Raw genomic sequence first — 17,257 nt, forward strand, 5'->3', positions numbered from 1 at the left:
GAAAGACAATACCAGACTGTATGAAATCAGCCTTATTTGAAGAAAATGGTGACTGAAGTGTAGTAAAGTTTTTATATTTACTATTCAATGTTACCAGCTTCTTTAATTGTGGTTCAAGTGTTTCTGCAAATATTAACTAGTCTATAAACTACCTTTTCGGGACTTAATAACGTTTCTAGTATAGCATAGATTGACCGACTATCCTAGCATTTTCTTAAAAATAAAGAGGGTTGTTCTATACAACCACTCTTCTACAAAATCATTAGATAAATTCGGCATCTGCAATTGCCTGTTTAACCACCTCTAGAGGCAAATGAACCAACTCACAGCCCTTTTCTTTATACAAGTACTGAGCATAGTCATCCATGCGGTATTCATTGATATAAACAACCCGCTTACAACCAACCTGTAACAATTGCTTGGAGCAGTTGAGACATGGGAAATGGGTCACATAGGCAGTAAAACCTTTTGGAATTCCCCGCTCCGCTCCTTGTAAAATGGCATTGACTTCCGCATGCAAGGTTCTAGCGCAATGACCGTCAATCATAAGGCATTCCTGATCCAAACAATGTTCGGTTCCTGAAACAGAACCATTGTAGCCTGTTGCGATAACCTTATTGTCCTTAACCAAAACCGCACCGACCTTTGCTCTCTTACAGGTCGCCCGATTGGCAATCAAAAGCGCCTGAGCCGCAAAATACTCATCCCAAGCTAAACGATTTGTTGACATGATTTCTCCTTTCCAATCAATCCACCATTCCATATATTTCGACCAAGTCTAGAGCCATGATCATTCCCACAGTATCTTCTAGCGACAGTTGTCCGTTTCTACTCTTCAAAATGATTGAACAGTCGATACATATTCATCTTTGAAGGTAGAAAAACACCTGAATACTATCTTCCACGCAATCCAAGGTCTCAGTCAGACTGGCTCCTTCCAATTTTTCACGAATAAATCGAGTTTCATTCATCTTAATCTACCATTGCTGATTTCAAATAGGCATCTACCATCCGCTCAGTCGCAACTACAGAATCCAAATGGGTCCGCTCGTAGGAATGGCTGGACTCAATACCAGCCCCCAATAGGGCATGCTTAACATCTGCACCTGCTCGCATAGCTGCCGAAGCATCGGAACCATAGTAAGGATAAATATCCAGCTTGTAAGGAATACCATCCCTCTCAGCCAAGGCTACCAAGTGCTGACGAAGTTCATAATGGTAGGGACCTGAGCCGTCCTTGACACAGATAGAAACCGTGTACTCATCCGTCTGTTGGTCATCTCCCATTGCCCCCATATCGACTGCCAAATATTCAACCACCTGAGCAGGAATGCTGGAGTTGGCACCATAGCCAATCTCTTCGTTGTTTGAAAAATAGAAATGTGTCGTATAAGGCAGGGTAATCCCCTCTTCCTTATAGACCTTCAAAAGATGAAGCAAGATAGCTGCGGATACCTTATCATCCAAGTGACGACTCTTGATAAAGCCAGTTTCTGTCACGACGGTACGAGGATCAAAGGAGATAAAATCTCCGACTTCAATACCCAAGGCCCGCGTCTCGTCCGCATTGGTCACTTTTTCGTCCAAACGAATTTCCATGTTGGTCTGATTGCGCTCAGCGGTACTGGCATCTCGGTAGACATGGACAGAGGTCTGGTGCATGAGAATAGTACCTGTAAAAGTCTTACCATTTTTAGCACAATGAATTAAGCAGTTTTCTCCCTCAATAGAAGGGTATCCAAATCCTCCCACCAAATCCATTTTGAGTCGGCCATCCGGTTTCACTGCACGAACCATGGCCCCCAGTGTGTCCAGGTGAGCAGTCACCATACGGTGTTCCTGGTCATTTTCCCCCGGAACTGTCACCAAAACACCACCTTTAGCGGTCTTACTAGCAGCATAGCCGAAACTTTCAACCTCTGCCTGGATGTAATTCATAATATCCGTCGTAAAACCAGTTGGCGACGGAGTGTTGGTCAATGTAACAATGTAATCAAGTGTCTTCATGAAAACCTCCTTATTTGAAACTATTATATCACGTTTTAGGTGAATTTTTTGCTATAATGAAGGTATGAAAACCTATCAGAAAATATATCTCCTTTTAAAAGAGAGAGAGGATTATGTCAGCGGAGAAGATTTGGCACAGGAATTGGGCATTTCACGGACATCCATTTGGAAGGCCATTCGCCAGTTAGAAACGCATGGTTTAACTATTGAGGCTGCCCGTAATCGTGGCTACAGATTAGCCGAAGGCGATTTACTCCTACCCGAATTAATCTCTCAGGAACTTCAACTACCTGTCCATCTGAATATGGATAGCGACTCCACCCAACTAGATGCCAAACAAGGTATTGAATCAGCTCATACTAGTCCTGCCCTATATCTAGCTCCCTATCAGAATAAAGCCAAGGGGCGATTTGGGAGACCTTTTTATGCATCCAAGTCAGGTGGCATTTATATGTCGCTTCGTCTCTCTCCCAATGTTCCATTTCTAGAATTTAAGCCCTACACCATTTTAGCTGCAGCTGCTGTTGTGAAGGCCATTCAATCTCTTTGCGACTTGGACGTCCAAATCAAGTGGGTCAATGACATCTATCTCGGACACAAAAAGGTCGCTGGCATCCTCACTGAGGCTATCTCTTCTATGGAAAACCAACGGGTAACCGATGTCATTATCGGTGTCGGCATCAATGTTCGCATAGACGATTTCCCTAAGGAATTACAACAATCTGCAGGAAATCTTTTCGAGGAACAACCACCATTTACCCGCAACCAACTCATTACTGCCATCTGGAAAGCCTTCTTAGAAACCGATGAGAAGGAACTAATTGCCCTTTACAAAGAAAAATCACTTGTCGTTGGCCAACAAGTGAGCTTTGTAGAAAATCAAGTTGAATTTAAGGGTACTGCCATCGCTGTTACTGATACAGGAAACCTGGTTATCCAGTTAGATAACGGCAAAGCAAAAATTATCTCCAGCGGAGAAATCAGCCTTACTTCTTGGTCTGCTTCTCCACCAAACGAATAAATTTAGTCACCTTGTAAGCAAAATGAAGATTCCGATAGGCGATAAAGGCGTAGATACCTGCAATCAAGAAATCTCCTGTCAAAATCGATGCATTCATAAAATAAACAGCTAAAATAGTTGTAATGGCTAAAAAAAGAAATTGTGGAAGTTTCATAAAATAGATTATACCAAAAATTCAGTCAACTGGCTGAATTTTTGTATGCTTTCTTGATAGGTTTCGATTCTTTTTTAAACAAGAAAACACCAATCTAATTGGTGCTTTCTTAAGGAGATATGAAAAATATTTAGGATTGAATATAGTATAAAATATCTATCAAAACTATTCATCAGTCTTAGGACTGATATTTTCTAATCATTTCTAATCTCAACTGCATCTGCGAGAAAGCCAAATTCTTCTGGGACTGGACTGGCTTCTTTTTCGATTTCTTGTGTCTTTTGCCCTTTTGCTTTCGCCGAAAATTCAGCACGAATACTTACCCAATCTTCCTGAGCAATAGCTAAAATCTGTGGGGAAAAACCAGCTGCCTTGCTGAGAATATTTCCAAACATGGTATTGAGATTGTCACGCTTCATAGTCTGTTCAGCATTAAGCGGAGAATCAAAGGCTAGAATCGCATGATTTTCATTGGCAGCAACTGGCTGGGAACCAACCAACAAGGCACGATCTGCACCTGACAGACTCTCGATAATTTCTCCCCAAGCATTCTGCAAGCGAGTCAAATTTTCACGCGCCAAGGTTGGATTTTCCATAGCTTCCTGCAAAATTGCATGAACCTTGCTGGTATCCAATCGGTACTTCTTCGGAGCCTGTGGCTTGCGTGAAACTGGCTTAACAGCACTTGGTTGACTAGATAATTGACCTAGTTGTTTCTGTAAATCCGCAACTTGTTGTTGCAGACTGGCTAGTTGACCCAGTAAATCAGCTGGCAGCTCTGCCATTGCCCCCGAAGGAGAACTATCTTCAGCCAAACGAATGGTCATCATTTCAGCGTAAATCTTCGGTTGAGGACTGGACTTGATGTCCGCCAAACTCCTGGTCACCATCTCAATCATGGTAAAAATCCGTGCCTGCTCAAGAGCTAGATTTTCTGAAAAACCTGTTGTTAAATGCGTATCCTCACCACCCGTCTGCACGATAAGGACATCTCTCAAATAGTGCAAAAGATCTGTCGCAAAACGGCTCATACTCTTTCCTTGGTCAAACAAGGTTTGTAGATGCTGGAGAGCTGTGACACTATCCCCTTGACGCAGACTTGCCACATAGTCATCCAAGGCACGCAAGCTGATAGAACCCGTAATTTCCTCAGCAATTTCCAAGGTCACTTGCTGGTCCTGACTAAGGCTGAGAGCCTGATCCAAAATGGATAGGGCATCCCGCATCCCCCCTTCTGCCCGGCGCGCAATGATCGTCAGAGCCTGCTCGTCAAAGATTAGCCCTTCCTTGGTCAAAATTGCAGCCACGTGCTCCTGAATGTCCGTCACCTTGATGGACTTAAATTCAAATCGTTGCACCCTTGACAGAATGGTAGCAGGAATCTTGTGCAACTCCGTTGTGGCTAAGATAAAGACCACATTCTCAGTAGGCTCTTCCAAGGTCTTCAGGAGGGCGTTGAAGGCACCAGTAGACAGCATGTGGACCTCGTCAATGATATAAACCTTGTAGGTCGCAAGACTAGGTGCGTAGGTCGATTTGTCCCGAATATCACGGATTTCATCCACACCATTGTTGGAAGCCGCATCAATCTCAATGACATCTTCCAGGCTACCTTCCGTAATAGCCTGACAGATATAACAATCGTTACAAGGCTCGCCTCCAACCTGATTGGGACAGTTCATGGCCTTGGCGAAAATCTTGGCAGCCGAGGTCTTACCCGTTCCACGAGGCCCAGAAAAAAGATAGGCATGGCTGATTTTCCCCTGTTCAATGGCCTGTTTGAGCGTGGTCGCAACCACCTCCTGCCCCACCATCTCCCCAAAGGTCTGGCTTCGGTACTTCCTATATAAAGCTTGGTACATTAGCGTTTTTCTCCAAACATAGCAAAATTCCAGTCCGTCTTCTCAACCAAGAGAGCAACGAACTTTTCCAGATAGTCTTGGTCAATCGTATCATAATCAGCTACTAATCTCGAATCCAAGTCCAAAACGCCCAGCAACTGGTCGTTTTTCACCATTGGCACAACGATTTCTGATAGGGCTGTCGCATCGCAGGAAATATAGTTATCATGTAGACGAACATCGTCTACGAGAATAGTCTGGCGCTTAGCTGCAGCCTCCCCGCAGACACCCTTTCCAAGTGCAATATGAACACAGGAAACGCCACCCTGAAAAGGCCCCAAAATCAATTCACTACCATCATACAAATAAAATCCTGTAAAGACAGAGTTTGGTAGAGCTTGATTGAGCAAAGCAGAAGCATTTGATAGATTGGCTAAAGCATTGGTTTCACCATCAAGAAGAGCTTCCAATTGAGCCAATAATAGTTGATAGTTTGAAATTTTTTCTTGTTTTGTCATAGGAACATTATAGCATAGTTAAGCCGACTTTTATAGTCCGAGCGATAAAGAAAAAGGCTTGCGCCTATTTCCACATCCAGTACATAATCACTGCATCAATCAATACCCCTATAGCCCAGGCTAGTTGAAAATACTTTTTCTGTGTCTTATGCCGAAAATGGGTTCCACCTGCCCAGGCACCCAGCCCGCCACCAAAATAGGACATGAGTAATAAGGTCTTTTCTGAAATCCGATAGGCGTTCTTTCTTGCCTTCCCTTTATCCATACCATAGGTAATGAAGACAACTAAATTCCAAACTACTAGCGCCATACTAACCATCTGTTTGATTGACATACATTCCTCCAATTAAGTCACATTTCTTCTTACTCTAACATAATCCAAAACAGGACACAAGAAAAAACGATTCGGAAATCCGAATCGTTACATTTCTGCCAGTGTATCCTCTAACCATTTGAGCTGGGCACGGTTGCGTTCAATAGCCCGTGTCAAAATCAAATAGTGTCCATAATTGTCTTGGATACTTTCCTTGGTTGAGAACAGCTCAACTTTACGACTTTCTAGGTGTTTTAAGTGCTTGGTGACTAGTTCAATTTGACTCTGCAACAAACCAGGAATCCGTGGGTCATCCTTTTCACGGATAAAAAACATCTTGATTGAAAACAAGTCTCTTTGCTGAGGCGTTTCTTCATTTGGAATGGATAGCCATTCGTCTAAAATCTGACGACCAGTAGCCGTCATCGCATACTGCTTTTCCTTTTCATTTCCAGGTACTGCATGACAAGTAATCAATTCTTCCTTGGTCATACGTTTTAATTCTGGATAGACTTGGCTATGGGCAACCTGCCAAAATTCGCCTAAATCACGTTGAACATAGTCGGTAATCTGCTTGCCAGTTACCATTTGACCGCTAGCACCCATAATCCCTAATATGATATGAGGTAATATTCTTTGCTTCGGCATCTTAACCACGCTCTCTTAATATACTCTCCACCTTGGTGTTAATCAAGTCGATGGCTACAACGTTGCTGACGCCTTCAGGAATGACGATATCTGCATAGCGCTTGGTTGGCTCGATAAACTGGTGATACATTGGTTTCACCACCGAGGTGTACTGCTCAATGATACTATCTAAGCTACGGCCACGCTCTTCCATGTCTCTCTTAATGCGGCGAATGATACGAATATCGTCATCAGTATCGACGAATATCTTAATATCCATTAAATCCCGCAACCGTTTGTCTTCCAATACTAAAATACCTTCCACAATAAATACATCTTGTGGTTCCTGACGATAGGTCTTCTCTGAACGTGTGTGCTGAGTGTAATCATAAATCGGAATATCCACTGAACGTCCTGCTAATAGCTCACTGATATGATAAATCATCAAATCCGTATCAAAAGCCAGTGGATGGTCATAATTGGTTAGTATCCGTTCTTCAAAGGTCAGGTGGGACTGATTCTTATAATAAGAATCGTGTTCAATCATAGATATACGAGCATTTGGGAAATTATCCAGAATGGCACGTGACACACTTGTCTTGCCACCCCCAGATCCGCCGGTTACGCCAATAATAATGGGTTTCTGAGTCATCATCATCTCCTTCTATTTTCAATACTATTTTACCATGAAACATGGTATAATGAAAAGGATAACACAAAAGAAATGAGAATTTATGCTTAATTTTGGTATTGTTGGCACCTCAGACATCTCTCATCGTTTTATCGAGGCGGCCCATTTAAGTGGACATTATCAGCTACAGGCTGTTTTCTCCCGTAAACTAGAAACTGCTGCTGCCTTTTCAGAGCAGTATGAAGGAGTCGATTTATACACAGAATGGGTAAAATTTCTTTCTGCTCCCATTGATGTTGTCTATATCGCCAGTCCAAATGCCCTTCACTTTGAACAGGCAAAAGCTGTTCTAGCTGCTGGTAAACATGCTATTGTTGAGAAGCCCATGGTTTCTACACCTCAGGAATTAGAACAATTGCGTCGCGTTGCCCAAGAAAATAATGTTTTCCTCTTTGAGGCTGCTCGAAACTATCACGAGCAAGCTCAAACTATTATCCGTGAATTTTTGACGGATAAAACGATTTTAGGTGGTTCATTTGGGTATGCCAAATATTCTTCTAAGATGCCTGAATTGTTAGCTGGGCAAATGCCAAATATCTTTTCAACTGATTTTTCCGGTGGTGCTCTCATGGATTTAGGTGTCTATACGCTCTACGCCGCCATCGGCATTTTGGGAACTCCCAGAACGGCCCGCTATGTAGCACAACAGCTACCTTCTAGTATTGACTTAAATGGTTCGGGACAACTCATTTATAACAACTATATCGTCCACATTCAAGCAGGAAAAAATATCACAAGCAATCTAGCGAGCGAAATCTATACAAATGATGGAACACTAACACTCAACGCATGCCAGTATATCAGCTCTGCTATTTTTACAAAACATGACGGAGAGCAAATTGTTTTACCAATCCAAGCGGCCCAGCACCCTATGCTCGAAGAAGCGCTAGAAATTGCACAGGCAATCAAGCAACAAAACCGCAAGCTTGTGGACCAGTGGTTGACTGTGGCAGAAAGCGTCCATCAAACACTTTACACCATGCGTCAAGACGCAGGAATAATCTTTAAGGCGGATAACAATGAAATCTAAATTTCCCTCCAGCTGGACGGACCAGCTTACCCTACTTGGCTTTGAGGACTTTACTCCTATCCAAGTCCAGGCCTTTGAGCCTATTGCAAACGGCAAGTCCCTTCTAGCTATCAGCCCAACAGGCACAGGAAAAACCCTTGCCTACCTCTGGCCTAGTCTATTAGCCCTAACTCCTAAAAAAGCCCAACAATTGCTCATCCTCGCACCAAATACAGAGCTGGCCGGCCAAATATTTGATGTTTGTAAGACTTGGTCGGAGACAATTGGGCTGACTGCCCAACTATTCTTATCTGGTTCCAGTCAAAAACGCCAGATTGAGCGACTAAAAAAAGGACCAGAAATCCTGATTGGAACACCTGGTCGTATTCTCGAGTTGATTAAATTGAAAAAAATCAAGATGATGAATATCAACACCATCGTCCTAGATGAGTTTGATCAGCTATTCTCCGATTCTCAATATCAGTTTGTTGAAAAGATTATCAACTATGTACCTCGTGACCACCAGTTGATCTACATGAGTGCAACAGCTAAATTTGACCGTCAAAAAATTGCTGAGGACATTGAAAGCATTGATTTATCTGAGCAGAAATTGGATAATATCCAGCATTGCTATATGATGGTAGATAAGCGTGAACGTTTGGAAACTCTACGTAAGTTTGCCAATATCCCTGATTTTCGTGCTCTTGCATTTTTTAACAGCCTATCAGACCTTGGTGCAAGCGAAGATAAACTACTCTATAATGGTGTGAATGCAGTTTCATTGGCTTCTGATGTCAACGTAAAATTCCGTAAGGTCATCATCGAACGTTTCAAAAATCACGAACTCAATCTTCTACTTGCTACAGATATGGTCGCACGTGGTATTGATATTGATAACTTAGAATGTGTCCTCAACTTTGAAGTTCCTTTTGACCAAGAAGCCTACACTCATCGTTCTGGACGTACTGGACGCATGGGCAAGGAAGGTCTTGTCATCACTCTAGTATCTAGTCCTAGCGAACTAAAACAATTGAAAAAGTATGCCTCCGTCCAAGAAGTCATTCTCAAGAATCAAGAGCTCTACAAAATATAATGAACAATATACAAAAGGCTTAGAACCAGTGTTTCTACTAACATGATTCTAAGCCTTTTATCATTCTTACTGGGCTGGACCAGATAATTCTTGTGAATAATAGATTAATTGAGGATTGAGAGGACTGGCGAGTAAGTCTGTTACAGTAACCATATTGTAGCCCTCACCTGTTAAATATTGCAATACAGACTCGAGGCTATCAACTGTTGACTGATGAATATCATGCATTAGGATAATACTTCCTGGACAAGTCTGTTCTTTTATTTCTTTCAAAATGGCTTGGGGATTGCGACTCTTCCAATCTTTAGAATCGACCGACCAATAAATCGATGGAAGTCCCATCTGATTGACAACGGCCTGGTTTACAGAACCATAAGGAGGGCGAACCATTGTTGGTACAATACCTGCAGCTTCAGTAATAGCTGCCTGTGTATCTTGAATCTCTCTCTGTACTTGCTCCCCAGATATAGTGACTAGATTGGGATGATTCCACGTATGGTTGGCGATGACGTGCCCTTCTACTACCATTCTACGGAGAATAGCTTCATTCCCAGCTACAGCCTTACCAACAACAAAGAAAGTTGCTTTGGCATTATATTTTTTCAGTAAATCTAAAACTACCGGTGTCGTGTTCGGATTCGGTCCATCATCAAAGGTTAGAGCGACCTGTCTCAAATGTTTCTTATCCACAACTTGTGCAGCCATATACTCATCATAGCCAACCTTATCAGCATCTACTAGATAATCACTCTTCACTACTGGGTACAAATCTGAAATTGGTAGAACCAACTGGTTGATGCCGTAACCATCTGGTAATTGTAAGGTTAATTGGCTGTCTCCATAACTAAAGGAAATAGCATTTAAGTCTAGTGTTTCAAATTTTTTGACAATCGCTTCTACATCAGTCTCTTTCATTCCTTGAGCAAGTAAGGCTTCTCTTAGATGATCAACAATAATACTTGCTGCAGAGGATAAATTAGGTAATAAATCTTCCAGGGTAAACAATTCATTGTCCTGCGTCAACAACACACGCTCAGACGGGAGTTTATCCTGCTTTTTAATTTGCAAGTTGTCTACTTTATAGTGCTCCGCTTGAATTTCACGAGCTGTTACATTTTTAAAATTTGTTTTTCCCTCTATTGATGAAACAAAGGCCAGTTTTTGAATTTTTCCTGCTGGTTTTTTATGACCAAAGCGTCTTTGAATATAGGAAATCATTCGACTTTCTACAGGTCCTAAGACATGACCAGCATCATCTGTAGGTAAGGTAGCTACAACATGGGTCGTATCGATATTTCCCTCTTGAATTTTGCCCTTGCCTTTAGCAAGGATGGTTTGTTGTTTTTCCTCGATAAACTGACTAACCTGTCTTTCTTGAAGTCCTGCAAATAACCATACAGCCAAACTGACCATTATGCCGAGCAAGGCGATGTTGATTCCCAACCAAAAACTAACTTTTTTCATCTCCAACCTCCCATTCAAAACATATATAAAATATGCTAAATCATTTAAAGGCTCTTGTCAAGACAGTTCTATAAAAACTCATAAAAAGATTAGGTAATACTCTTCGAAAATCAAAATTATCCGTTGTCAACTTGCCTTGATGAACTCCAGTTCTATCTTCGGCTTCGTTTCCTAGTCTGCTTTTGATTTTCATTGAGTATAAATAATTGATTTGCTTCCTAATTCCCTCCCTTCTACCATTTTCTGATTTTTTTGAAAAGAAAAAGACTGCCTAGGCAATCTTTTCTAAATTAATCTGCACGAATGACTTCCACACGGTAGCCATCTGGATCTGTCACGAAATAATAACGACCTGGACTTCCTGGCAAGCCCTTGATGTCTGTCATTGGATAGCCCAGCTCCTTATGCTTAGCATTGTCCCCTTCTAAATCATCTGAAGAAAGAGCTAGATGCGAGAAGCCATCCCCTACGATATAGGGACCATGATCATAATTGTAGGTCAATTCAATCTCAAAGTCATCTCCTTCAAGTGCTAAGTAAACCAAGGTAAACTTATGCTCTGGATAGTCCTTGCGACGGGTTTCTTTAAAGCCAAACCCTTCTTCATAGAACTTTTGCGATGCTTCTAAATTCTCAACACGCAAACAAGCGTGCAACATTTTTTTACTTGCCATGAGTAACCCCTTTGTCTTTTGATACATGTAGTATAGCACAAAGTCCGTAAAAAATCTGCTTTACCGTACACAAAAACACCCGAGCCAAGCTCAGGTGTTACTAAATTATGCTTCCAAGTAGTACTCTTTCACAATGTTCAAGTTTTCATCCAATTCGAAAACAAGTGGTGGGAAGTTTGGAATTTCCACATCCATGATTTCGTCATCAGACAATTGTTTGATGTGTTTTACAAGGGCACGGATTGAGTTACCGTGTGCACCTACGAATACATTTTTACCATCTTTCAATGCTGGAGCAATTTTATCTTCCCAGAATGGAAGGGCACGCTCAAGCGTCACTTTCAAGTTTTCTGCATCTGGAATAACTGAATCATCAAGGTGTGCATAGCGACGGTCAGTGTGTGCTGAATGCTCATGATCTTTAGCCATTTCTGGTGGCAAAGTATCATAAGAACGACGCCAGATGTGAACTTGCTCATCACCAAATTCAGCAGCTGCTTCAGCTTTGTTCAAGCCAGTCAAACCACCGTAGTGACGTTCATTCAAACGCCATGATTTTTCAACTGGTACCCACAATTGATCTGCAGCTTCAAGAGCCAAGTTTGTAGTCTTGATAGCACGTTTCAATACAGATGTGAAAGCAAGATCAAATTCGATACCTGCTTCTTTGATCAATTTACCTGCATCGATTGCTTGTTGTGTACCTTTTTCAGACAAATCAACATCAGCCCAACCCGTGAAAAGGTTAGCTTTGTTCCATTCAGACTCACCATGGCGAGCAAAAACCAATTTTACCATTTATGGATTCTCCTTTAAATTTTGAGGTTCCCCTCTTATACTTCTCTATTTTACACGAAAAGGTAAAAAAATGCCAGCCTTTCCACAATCTGTGTGCGCTTTCATTACTCTTACATGTAAATTCAGTCTCTAGACCTATCTTTCTTCTTAGAAAAAATACAAAATAATGGTATAATAGTAAGGCTGAACACGACAGTTCAAAACGATACCACTATAGGAGTTATCATGAAAAAAGTAGCTATCGTGTCTGCCTATCGTTCTGCCATCGGCAGTTTCGGAGGTAGTCTGAAAGATATTGAAATCGCTGATTTAGGGGCGCAAGTCCTCGAAACAGCCTTAGCTAGTAAAAACATCCCTGCAGACAGCGTTGATGAAGTTATCTTCGGAAATGTTCTTTCCGCAGGACAAGGACAAAATATTGCACGTCAAATTGCTATTCGTGCAGGCATTCCTCAGACAGCCTCTGCCTATGCAGTCAATAAAGTCTGTGGTTCCGGTCTCAAATCAGTCCTCCTGGCTGCCCAGTCAATCATGCTAGGTGACAATGATGTAGTTGTGGCTGGAGGCATTGAAATTATGAGCCAGGCACCTTATCTATCCAAAACTAGCCGGTTTGGTAGTAAATTTGGTCATATTACTCTAGAAGATTCTATGCTGACAGACGGTCTAACAGATGCCTTCAACGACTATCACATGGGCATTACTGCAGAAAATGTTGCTGAACGCTATCATGTCAGTCGCGCAGAGCAAGATGCTTTTACATACAGTAGCCAAGAGAAGGCTGCGAAAGCTATTGCTGAGGGAAGATTTGTTGACGAAATTGTTCCTATTAGATTAAAAAATCGGAAAGGCGAAACTATTTTTGCCACAGATGAGTACCCTCGTCTGACGCCAATTGAAAAATTGGCAACACTTCGGCCATCTTTTAAAAAGGATGGAACCGTCACCGCAGCCAATGCTTCTGGCATCAACGACGGCTGTGCTGTCTTGGTACTCATGTCTGATGAAAAAGCCAGTGAGCTAAATATCCAGCCACTCGCCTATATTGAGGCCTATGCAACAAGCGGTTTAGATCCTGCCTATATGGGGTTAGGTCCTATTACTGCTAGCCAAAAAGCGCTACAAAAACTGAATAAAACAGTCGAGGATATCGATCTATTCGAACTCAATGAAGCTTTCGCAGCCCAATCAATTCCAGTTGTCAAACAACTCGGCATTGATCCTGCAAAAGTCAATGTCAATGGTGGTGCTATCGCCCTTGGACATCCAATCGGAGCTAGTGGTAGTCGAATCCTAGTCACTCTGATTCACGAATTAATCAAGCAAGAAAAAGAGCTTGGTCTTTGCTCACTTTGTATCGGAGGCGGTCAAGGCATCTCCCTAATCGTTTCCAATGCGCAAACAAGTTAACCTATCATTTGTACACAAAGGATATATTATGAACATCGGTATTGATAAAATCGGATTTGCGGCACCCGATTATGTTTTAGATTTGGCTGATTTAGCCCAAGCCCGCAATGTGGACCCAAATAAATTTAAGATTGGTCTTCTTCAGTCTGAAATGGCTGTAGCTCCTGTCACTCAAGATATTATCAGTCTTGGGGCAAAGGCTGCCGAAGCCATTCTGACAGAAGAAGATAAACAAACCATTGATATGGTTATTGTCGGCACAGAATCTAGCGTAGATCAAAGTAAGGCTGCCGCCGTCACCATTCATGGATTACTCGGTATTCAGCCCTTCGCTCGCTCCATCGAGATGAAGGAGGCTTGTTACGGTGCAACGGCTGGACTAAGTCTTGCCAAAAGCCATATCGCTCAATTTCCAGAATCAAAAGTCCTAGTCATTGCTAGTGATATTGCAAAATATGGAGTCGCTTCTGGCGGTGAACCTACCCAAGGTGCTGGGGCAGTTGCCATGTTGGTAACCGCAAACCCACGAATTTTGGTCCTCAACAATGATAATGTCTGCCAGACACGTGACATCTACGACTTCTGGCGTCCTAACTACGACAAATATCCACGTGTTGATGGTAAATTTTCAACTGAACAGTACACCGATTGCTTGACGACAACTTTCGACTACTATCAACAAAAAACAGGCAAAACCCTCAACGATTTTGCTGCCATGTGCTTACATATTCCTTTCTCCAAACAAGGTCTTAAAGGATTGCAAGCTATTGCTCAGGATGAAGAAACTCTTAGTCGCTTGACAGAACGTTTCCAGGAAGCTATCGTCTATAATAAAGTCGTCGGCAACATCTACACTGGCTCTATCTTCCTCTCTCTTCTTTCCCTTTTGGAAAATAGCAGAACGTTAGAAAAAGGGGATCAAATCCTCTTTTATAGCTATGGTAGCGGCGCTGTCTGTGAAATTTTCAGCGGTCAAGTCGTTGAAGGTTATCGCGACCACTTACAAGAAAATCGTTTAGAACAACTCAATCAGCGTACAAAACTCAGCGTTAAGGAATACGAACAAGTCTTCTTTGAAGAAATTACCCTTGATGAAACCGGTTCATCCCTTGACCTACCAGAAGACCAAAGTCCCTTTGCCCTTATCAAAGTGGACAATCACAAACGTATCTATCGTAAATAAGCATTTTACCTATCATTCATTGGAATAATGAATGATAGGCTGATCGAATTTCCAGCACACTTTTCACAGTTAGCGTCAACATCTCAGCGCAGTGGTTGATTGGCAGATTTATTCGTGTTACCACACTCTAAATCTGACCTAATCAACTGTGCGGGGGCGGGAAGACGAACTCTTTTCTATCAGTCAAGTTCTTTCCCGCTCCCCAAAACGGCGCCCTTTGGCTCTCACCAAGGGGCGCTTTCCTATAGAAAGAGGAACCTATGTCAACTTTTTCCGGATTTTATAAAAAATCACGCCAAGAGCGCATTGATATTCTCCGTCAGAATCGTTCCCTATCCGAAGATAGCTTAGACGTTCTATACAAAGACGAAAACCTGCCAGAAGCAATTGCGGGAAAGATGGCAGAAAATCATCTAGGAACGTTTTCCTTACCTTTTTCTGTACTTCCAGAACTTCTAGTGGATGGACAAACTTACTCTGTACCGATGGTTACTGAAGAACCTTCTGTGGTTGCAGCTGCATCTTTCGGAGCCAAAATCATCGCTAAATCTGGCGGTTTTACAACGACTATTCGCAACCGTATCATGATTGGACAAGTTGCTCTCTACGATATTTCGGACCATAGCAGAGCGACACAGGCGATTCTTGACCAGAAGGAGAGTATTTTAGAAACTGCCAATCAAGCACACCCTTCCATTGTCAAACGAGGGGGCGGTGCAAGAGAATTGACTGTTGAGAGTAAGGATGAGTTTTTGATTGTCTATCTTCAGGTTGATGTACAAGAAGCCATGGGAGCCAATATCCTCAATAACATGTTAGAAGCTGTTAAGGATGACTTAGAAGAGCTCAGCAAGGGACAGGCTTTGATGGGAATCCTCTCCAACTATGCAACGGAGTCACTGGTCACCGCCCAATGCCATATTGCCATCCCTAGTCTGGCTACCAGCTCTGCCATTGCTCAAGAAACTGCTCAAAAAATAGCCCTGGCAAGCAAACTGGCGCAAGTGGACCCTTATCGTGCTGCGACACATAACAAAGGGATTTTTAATGGTATAGATGCTGTCGTTATCGCTACAGGAAATGACTGGCGGGCAGTCGAAGCCGGGGCTCATGCTTATGCCAGCCGTGATGGGCAATACAAGGGGCTTTCTACTTGGTCCATTGATGGCGAGCACTTGGTCGGCTCCATCACCCTACCTCTTCCGATCGCCTCCGTCGGTGGCTCTATCGGGCTCAATCCAAAGGTAGCCGTCGCTTTTGACCTTCTCCAACAACCAAAGGCACGCCAATTAGCTTCTATCATCGCTTCTGTCGGTCTCTGTCAGAACTTTGCTGCCCTGCGCGCTCTTGTTACTTCAGGGATTCAGGCTGGTCATATGAAGCTCCAGACAAAATCCCTAGCGCTACTTGCTGGTGCCGAGGAGCATGAAGTAGACCAACTAGCCCAACTCCTGCGGAAAGAAAAGCACAGCAACCTAGAAACTGCTCAAAACTTATTAGCAAAAATGAGAGAACATTAAAAAGAGGGACTCCCTCTTTTTTAATTTATTATTTGCTCCATACGGAACTTTTGCGATTTCATTCCTTGGCGTTCATAAAAACGGACAGCTCCTGCATTGTCAGCCCATACATCCAAGGTAAGATTATGGCAACCCTGCTCCTTGGCATAGGAAAGAGCAAATTCATAAAGTTGCTCGCCAATTTTTTGACCACGCGCCGAATTGGCTACACACAAATCATCAATAAACAAGGTTTTAACTGGTTCTAAAACATCGCCTGTTGCGGTAGATAATTCACAAAAAAGATGCCCAACCACTTGTCCCTCTAACTCAAAGACAAAAATAGGCTTATCTGGATTTTCCAAAAGTGCTACTAATTCAGCCTCAGAAAATTTTTGACCTGCACTTTTAAAAATATCTGGTCGTGCTTGGTGATGCACCTGTAAAATATCTTGAAGCAATTCATTTAATATCGGAATGTCAGATTGTCTAGCTTTACGGATTGTCATAATACTCTCCTTTTGAGTTTTTATTATTATAGCACATGTTCATTTTTTAACAAAATAGGTCTACAGACCGATGAAGAATCTGAAAATTCGAGTATACTATAGGTGTATCCTAAAATTTTTCATAAATCTCCTAAAAAATCAGCTGGCCAAGGCTGGTTTTTTGTTGTCTTAAAACGAGAATGTGTAGTGTAGAAAACTACTAAAGTTTCTCTCTATTTGGCGCAAAATGCTTTTGCTTCATTTCCAACCTCCCAGAGTCACTCCCCTGACTCTGGGAGCCCCAAAACATAGAAAAAAGCCTGTCGGACAAGCTAGAAAGCTTGATATGACGGGCTTTTTGGGCTCTATAATTTCTGTAGTGGGTAAATCCACCATGGAAATTATGGAGCCTTTTTGAGTATAGAAAAAAGTCCCATATGACCTATAATGAAAAGTGTTCAACCAAA

General features: G+C 42.3%; 18 protein-coding genes. 6 read left to right on the forward strand and 12 right to left on the reverse strand.

Annotated elements, in window-relative coordinates; genetic code table 11:
- Positions 1-262: 262 nt before the first annotated feature.
- Positions 263-730, reverse strand: coding sequence for a deoxycytidylate deaminase (locus NOL38_RS08760; RefSeq protein ID WP_014638424.1), 468 nt, complete (start codon positions 728-730; stop codon positions 263-265).
- A 242-nt stretch (positions 731-972) separates the two neighbouring features.
- On the reverse strand, positions 973-2,007 hold the full coding sequence (locus NOL38_RS08765; protein ID WP_171997576.1) for a M42 family metallopeptidase: 1,035 nt from the start codon (positions 2,005-2,007) through the stop codon (positions 973-975).
- Positions 2,008-2,071: 64 nt separating this feature from the next.
- Here NOL38_RS08765 and birA point away from each other — a divergent pair, with 64 nt between their 5' ends.
- Positions 2,072-3,028, forward strand: coding sequence for a bifunctional biotin--[acetyl-CoA-carboxylase] ligase/biotin operon repressor BirA (birA, locus tag NOL38_RS08770; RefSeq protein ID WP_024382844.1), 957 nt, complete (start codon positions 2,072-2,074; stop codon positions 3,026-3,028).
- On the opposite strand, the gene NOL38_RS08775 is transcribed toward birA, so the two are convergent.
- The 6 genes from NOL38_RS08775 to udk all read right to left on the reverse strand — a co-directional run bounded on the left by NOL38_RS08775 (position 2,994) and on the right by udk (position 7,133).
- On the reverse strand, positions 2,994-3,182 hold the full coding sequence (locus NOL38_RS08775; protein WP_002936839.1) for a DUF3272 domain-containing protein: 189 nt from the start codon (positions 3,180-3,182) through the stop codon (positions 2,994-2,996). The two genes, birA and NOL38_RS08775, sit on opposite strands and share 35 nt — an antisense overlap.
- A 194-nt stretch (positions 3,183-3,376) precedes the next feature.
- Complete coding sequence (gene dnaX, locus NOL38_RS08780; protein ID WP_277941930.1) at positions 3,377-5,044, reverse strand: DNA polymerase III subunit gamma/tau; 1,668 nt, start codon at positions 5,042-5,044, stop codon at positions 3,377-3,379.
- The gene (msrC, locus tag NOL38_RS08785; protein WP_014638428.1) at positions 5,044-5,541 is read right to left on the reverse strand and encodes a free L-methionine (R)-S-oxide reductase MsrC; all 498 of its coding nucleotides are present in this window, start codon (positions 5,539-5,541) and stop codon (positions 5,044-5,046) included. The genes dnaX and msrC overlap by 1 nt, the downstream gene beginning before the upstream one ends.
- Positions 5,542-5,605: 64 nt before the next feature.
- Positions 5,606-5,875: a DUF1294 domain-containing protein gene (locus NOL38_RS08790; RefSeq protein WP_002940218.1), complete on the reverse strand. Its 270-nt coding sequence runs from the start codon at positions 5,873-5,875 to the stop codon at positions 5,606-5,608.
- A gap of 87 nt (positions 5,876-5,962) precedes the next feature.
- On the reverse strand, positions 5,963-6,502 hold the full coding sequence (locus NOL38_RS08795) for a PadR family transcriptional regulator (RefSeq protein WP_014638430.1): 540 nt from the start codon (positions 6,500-6,502) through the stop codon (positions 5,963-5,965).
- Between the two features lies 1 nt (position 6,503).
- Complete coding sequence (gene udk, locus NOL38_RS08800) at positions 6,504-7,133, reverse strand: uridine kinase (protein ID WP_002936217.1); 630 nt, start codon at positions 7,131-7,133, stop codon at positions 6,504-6,506.
- Between the two features lie 82 nt (positions 7,134-7,215).
- Between udk and NOL38_RS08805 the strand changes: the two genes are divergently transcribed.
- Both NOL38_RS08805 and NOL38_RS08810 read left to right on the forward strand, forming a co-directional pair.
- Positions 7,216-8,202, forward strand: a complete 987-nt coding sequence (locus NOL38_RS08805) for a Gfo/Idh/MocA family protein (protein ID WP_277941931.1) — start codon at positions 7,216-7,218, stop codon at positions 8,200-8,202.
- A complete protein-coding gene (locus NOL38_RS08810; RefSeq protein WP_277941932.1) occupies positions 8,192-9,274 on the forward strand; it encodes a DEAD/DEAH box helicase in 1,083 nt (360 codons plus the stop codon). The genes NOL38_RS08805 and NOL38_RS08810 overlap by 11 nt, the downstream gene beginning before the upstream one ends.
- A gap of 66 nt (positions 9,275-9,340) precedes the next feature.
- On the opposite strand, the gene NOL38_RS08815 is transcribed toward NOL38_RS08810, so the two are convergent.
- The 3 genes from NOL38_RS08815 to NOL38_RS08825 all read right to left on the reverse strand — a co-directional run bounded on the left by NOL38_RS08815 (position 9,341) and on the right by NOL38_RS08825 (position 12,210).
- A complete protein-coding gene (locus tag NOL38_RS08815; RefSeq protein WP_277941933.1) occupies positions 9,341-10,738 on the reverse strand; it encodes a polysaccharide deacetylase family protein in 1,398 nt (465 codons plus the stop codon).
- A gap of 290 nt (positions 10,739-11,028) precedes the next feature.
- The gene (gene gloA, locus NOL38_RS08820; RefSeq protein WP_277941934.1) at positions 11,029-11,412 is read right to left on the reverse strand and encodes a lactoylglutathione lyase; all 384 of its coding nucleotides are present in this window, start codon (positions 11,410-11,412) and stop codon (positions 11,029-11,031) included.
- A gap of 105 nt (positions 11,413-11,517) precedes the next feature.
- Complete coding sequence (locus NOL38_RS08825; RefSeq protein WP_002936226.1) at positions 11,518-12,210, reverse strand: phosphoglycerate mutase; 693 nt, start codon at positions 12,208-12,210, stop codon at positions 11,518-11,520.
- 225 nt (positions 12,211-12,435) lie between these two features.
- On the opposite strand from NOL38_RS08825, the gene NOL38_RS08830 reads away from it, so the two are divergent.
- The 3 genes from NOL38_RS08830 to NOL38_RS08840 all read left to right on the forward strand — a co-directional run bounded on the left by NOL38_RS08830 (position 12,436) and on the right by NOL38_RS08840 (position 16,323).
- Positions 12,436-13,620, forward strand: coding sequence for an acetyl-CoA C-acetyltransferase (locus NOL38_RS08830; protein WP_277941935.1), 1,185 nt, complete (start codon positions 12,436-12,438; stop codon positions 13,618-13,620).
- 28 nt (positions 13,621-13,648) lie between these two features.
- On the forward strand, positions 13,649-14,803 hold the full coding sequence (locus NOL38_RS08835; protein WP_277941936.1) for a hydroxymethylglutaryl-CoA synthase: 1,155 nt from the start codon (positions 13,649-13,651) through the stop codon (positions 14,801-14,803).
- Between the two features lie 260 nt (positions 14,804-15,063).
- A complete protein-coding gene (locus tag NOL38_RS08840) occupies positions 15,064-16,323 on the forward strand; it encodes a hydroxymethylglutaryl-CoA reductase, degradative (RefSeq protein WP_277941937.1) in 1,260 nt (419 codons plus the stop codon).
- 20 nt (positions 16,324-16,343) lie between these two features.
- Here the strand turns inward: NOL38_RS08840 and NOL38_RS08845 are convergent, their stop codons facing one another.
- Positions 16,344-16,811 (reverse strand): GNAT family N-acetyltransferase, encoded by a 468-nt coding sequence (locus NOL38_RS08845; protein WP_277941938.1) that lies wholly within the window; start codon positions 16,809-16,811, stop codon positions 16,344-16,346.
- Positions 16,812-17,257: the final 446 nt, after the last annotated feature.

The organism is Streptococcus suis (assembly GCF_029616525.1).
Taxonomy (GTDB): Bacteria; Bacillota; Bacilli; order Lactobacillales; family Streptococcaceae; genus Streptococcus; species Streptococcus suis_AF.